Origin of the sequence: Butyrivibrio sp. WCD2001 (assembly GCF_000424485.1) — a bacterium.
In the GTDB taxonomy this organism is placed as follows: domain Bacteria; phylum Bacillota; class Clostridia; order Lachnospirales; family Lachnospiraceae; genus Butyrivibrio.
The window spans coordinates 1-3,201 of record NZ_AUJZ01000047.1 but is presented as its reverse complement, the minus strand read 5'-3'; the positions used below and the strand labels follow the sequence as shown (position 1 = coordinate 3,201).

Genomic DNA, 3,201 nt, shown 5'->3' with positions numbered 1-3,201 from the left:
ACTTTATTCAGACACAGATCCTGGGAATGAAGTGGCTGAACATTTTGATCGGGGAACTCCTGTCTGCATCAGGATTGGATATAGATAGTGGGATTGGCTCCAGCATACACTTTTTTATCTATGATGTTATAAAGATCATTTCTAAAATGTAATCCTTTACATGGTTCATCAAGTATGTATAAAAGCCCTGTCAATGAACAATTAAGCTGATTCGCAATTCTAACCCTCTGTATTTCTCCTCCTGAAAGGCTAGGAATACTTCTTCCCAAGCATAAGTAACCAAGATTGAGTTCTATCATTTTACTTACTCTACTTGATATATCATCAACCAGCTGTAAGGAGAGCACTTTCCATGAGTTTGATATTCTGATAAACATTCAGGAAAAGCTTAAGCAGGGTAAGGGCAAAGGCTACGAGAACTGGAGTAAAAGGCGATAGGATAAGTACAGCTTCAAAACTAATGGTCGGAGATTGGAAAAGAATAGGGGATTATTTGAGAGATATTTCCTGCTCTGATTGATTTAGGCAAAGAAAATAAATTGGAGTATGTTACTGGTTTTTGTAAATGGTCTCTATTGATTCATCTATCAGATTGATGCTTTTCAAAGTTTCGTTTCTATTTTCGCAGCCTGAGAAAAGCCAGTCTTTAAGTAAACCTAAAGTACCGTTGGCATAAAAGGTTGCGCAGTCATATAAACGCTTATGATTCTTATTCCAGTAATCAGTGTTGGCCTCTTTGGTCATTCGGGCGATCAGGAAGTGTGGGAGAATATGGATGAAGGAACCATGACCAAGACTAAGGAAATGCTGGACGATATGCATAAACGTAAGATAGATATGGCCGATAGCATATATGTTATCAATGTTGGTGGATATATCGGAGATAGCACACAATCTGAGATTGAATATGCTGAAAAGCATGGTAAGAACGTGCAGTATTTGGAATCTGTGGACTAGGAGGGCACAAATGGCAACTATTAAGCTTGGGAAATTACAGGAAGTGGATATTAGGAAGCTCTGGAATCATGAACAGTATGATTTTTCTGAATGGCTATCAAAACCAGAAAACCTTGAACAGCTTAATGAAGCTATAGGATTGACCTTGAGCGAAGTTGAAAAAGAGGTTTATGTTGGTTCATGCCATGCTGTAAAGTCTGGCTCCGTCCTGATAGGTGCAATATCGATGTTCTTTTCCGACAAGATACTTGTCTAAATTAACTGGTGGGGATTTTCCACGATTCATGGGATGTATGAAAGACAATACCACCAAGGTGCGGAATATAAAGAACTATCTGCTCTCAGCTCTTTTCAACGCACCAACGACTATGGGTAGCTATTACCAGTCAGAGGTAAGTCATGATCAGGCATACAGAGCCATATAAAAGCATTTGACATATGTGTTCGACACTCATATAATCGAAATATAACATAACTGTTCAACACTCATAGGAGGATGAAGATATGCCAAGAGTAAATCTATCACTTACACAGGATATGTATGATCGTATTGAGAAGGAAGCTAAGAAGCAGAATATCACAGTAAACTATTATATCTGCGAGATGTTGGAAGAGCGTTTCGGTAAAAGAACTACCTACGACTATACAGTGGCCGTTGGCGAGATGATCAAGGAAGCCAAGAAGATGGATAAAGAGTTCACTCTGGCAGATCTTCCTACTTTTGCGGATGTGAATGAGGTGCTTGTAGAGTACAAGATCAAGGAATCACCGGCACAGATAAGGGCCCGCCTTGGTAAGATGTTCAATGAGGCAGTTAAGAAGGGTACAGCAAAAGGAGTCGAGAGAGCCACAACAATAAAAGATGGCGAAGAGCAGCTCAAGTTCTATTGCAGGGCTGCAGTGTATGTCAACAAATTGAATCAGATTAAAAAGGGTGACAAATAATGTGGGATGAAGATAAGTTTTTCTTTAATAGACACGATAGCGTATCAGACAGCGTTTCAAGCAGTGCTGCCGGCGCTCTGGGAGGTCTTGCTGCTATTCCACTTGCATTGGTCCTTTCAGCTGTTGGGATTCTCATTATGAGGATTGATATCCTCAATGCTGCCAGTGCTGGCTTTATTCCATTATTCCTTACTCGTAACATGGGATTGGATTCAAAAACAAGCCTAATTATATATGGAGTAACTGTAATTGTTACGCTTGTTCTTGAGCACTGTTTTACTATTGCCAAGATTTTGGGAAGTATTATCGGCTGTCTGGTTGTCGCTTTTCTATGCTATGAACTTAGTGATGTTACACCTATGAACACACGGCTGATAATTACTGGAGTTGGAACAGTTATAACTATTTTGCTTAATATCAGATTCTGGAGAAGGTAAATAATACAGAAAGGGAGTTTGACACCTGTAACGTTACAGGTTATAATAATGACATGATAAAATCGTTTGCACATAAAGGCTTAAAAGACTTCTATGAAACTGGTTCAAAGAAGGGAATTCAGCCAGATCATGCACCGAAATTAGCGAGAATGCTTGACCGATTGGATGCCAGCACCAGTGCTCAAGATATGAACTTGCCTGGGTATAGATTACACTCACTTAAAGGTGATAAGCAGGATATGTGGGCTGTTACTGTAAATGGTAATTGGAGAATGACTTTTTACTTTGAGGGTCAGGATGCATTTCTTGTAGACTACATGGACTATCACTGAGGAAGGAGGAAAGATACATGACTAGAAGACCTACACATCCAGGAAATGTATTCTTGGAAGATGTAATGAAACCATTGAATCTCACAGTTACCGATGCAGCGAGGATGCTAGGAGTTAGTAGAAAAGCATTGTCAGAGTTTGTTAATGAGAAAGCTTCTCTTAGCCCGGAAATGGCCATAAGGATAAGCAAGGCAACTAATACATCTCCAGAAAGCTGGATGAATATGCAGCAGAAACTGACGCTATGGATAGCACAACAAAATGAACCATCAAATGTAATACCCTTTCCTCTGGACGCAGTAAAAGAGGGATGATTGTAATAGGTGAGATTGGATTGCTCTTACTAAACAAAAAGAGGAAGCAGAGCGGTGAAAAGTTAAAAATATAACTTTCAGGATAATAGACTAAGGCAAATCGCGGATTGGAGGGGTAAAACATGTTAGAAATATTAAAAGCGAGGTTTCAGGATAATAAGAATCTTCATATGGAACTGAGTTGGCTTGACGTGGAGAAACGTTTGCTTGAGCATC

8 protein-coding genes and 1 pseudogene are annotated in these 3,201 nt (G+C 39.6%); all 9 read left to right on the top strand.

Annotated elements, in window-relative coordinates:
• Positions 1–137: pseudogene (locus G630_RS25910) on the top strand (permease); the annotation flags it as partial.
• Positions 138–285: 148 nt separating this feature from the next.
• Entirely contained in the window at positions 286–438 is a 153-nt protein-coding gene (locus G630_RS24915) for a hypothetical protein (protein WP_155832026.1), read from the top strand.
• A gap of 264 nt (positions 439–702) precedes the next feature.
• Complete coding sequence (locus tag G630_RS22660; protein WP_242829964.1) at positions 703–957, top strand: hypothetical protein; 255 nt, start codon at positions 703–705, stop codon at positions 955–957.
• A 10-nt stretch (positions 958–967) separates the two neighbouring features.
• Complete coding sequence (locus G630_RS22655) at positions 968–1,213, top strand: hypothetical protein (protein ID WP_044959807.1); 246 nt, start codon at positions 968–970, stop codon at positions 1,211–1,213.
• Positions 1,173–1,382 carry a DUF6017 domain-containing protein gene (locus G630_RS25200; protein WP_256379760.1) on the top strand — a complete coding sequence of 70 codons (210 nt, stop codon included), beginning with the start codon at positions 1,173–1,175 and terminating at the stop codon, positions 1,380–1,382. The genes G630_RS22655 and G630_RS25200 overlap by 41 nt, the downstream gene beginning before the upstream one ends.
• A gap of 79 nt (positions 1,383–1,461) precedes the next feature.
• The gene (locus tag G630_RS0117690) at positions 1,462–1,902 is read left to right on the top strand and encodes a hypothetical protein (RefSeq protein ID WP_026499363.1); all 441 of its coding nucleotides are present in this window, start codon (positions 1,462–1,464) and stop codon (positions 1,900–1,902) included.
• Positions 1,902–2,339 (top strand): hypothetical protein, encoded by a 438-nt coding sequence (locus tag G630_RS0117685; RefSeq protein WP_026499362.1) that lies wholly within the window; start codon positions 1,902–1,904, stop codon positions 2,337–2,339. The genes G630_RS0117690 and G630_RS0117685 overlap by 1 nt, the downstream gene beginning before the upstream one ends.
• 53 nt (positions 2,340–2,392) lie before the next feature.
• A complete protein-coding gene (locus tag G630_RS0117680) occupies positions 2,393–2,671 on the top strand; it encodes a type II toxin-antitoxin system RelE/ParE family toxin (RefSeq protein ID WP_026499361.1) in 279 nt (92 codons plus the stop codon).
• A gap of 17 nt (positions 2,672–2,688) precedes the next feature.
• Positions 2,689–2,985 (top strand): HigA family addiction module antitoxin, encoded by a 297-nt coding sequence (locus tag G630_RS0117675; RefSeq protein ID WP_026499360.1) that lies wholly within the window; start codon positions 2,689–2,691, stop codon positions 2,983–2,985.
• The last annotated feature ends 216 nt before the right edge of the window (positions 2,986–3,201 follow it).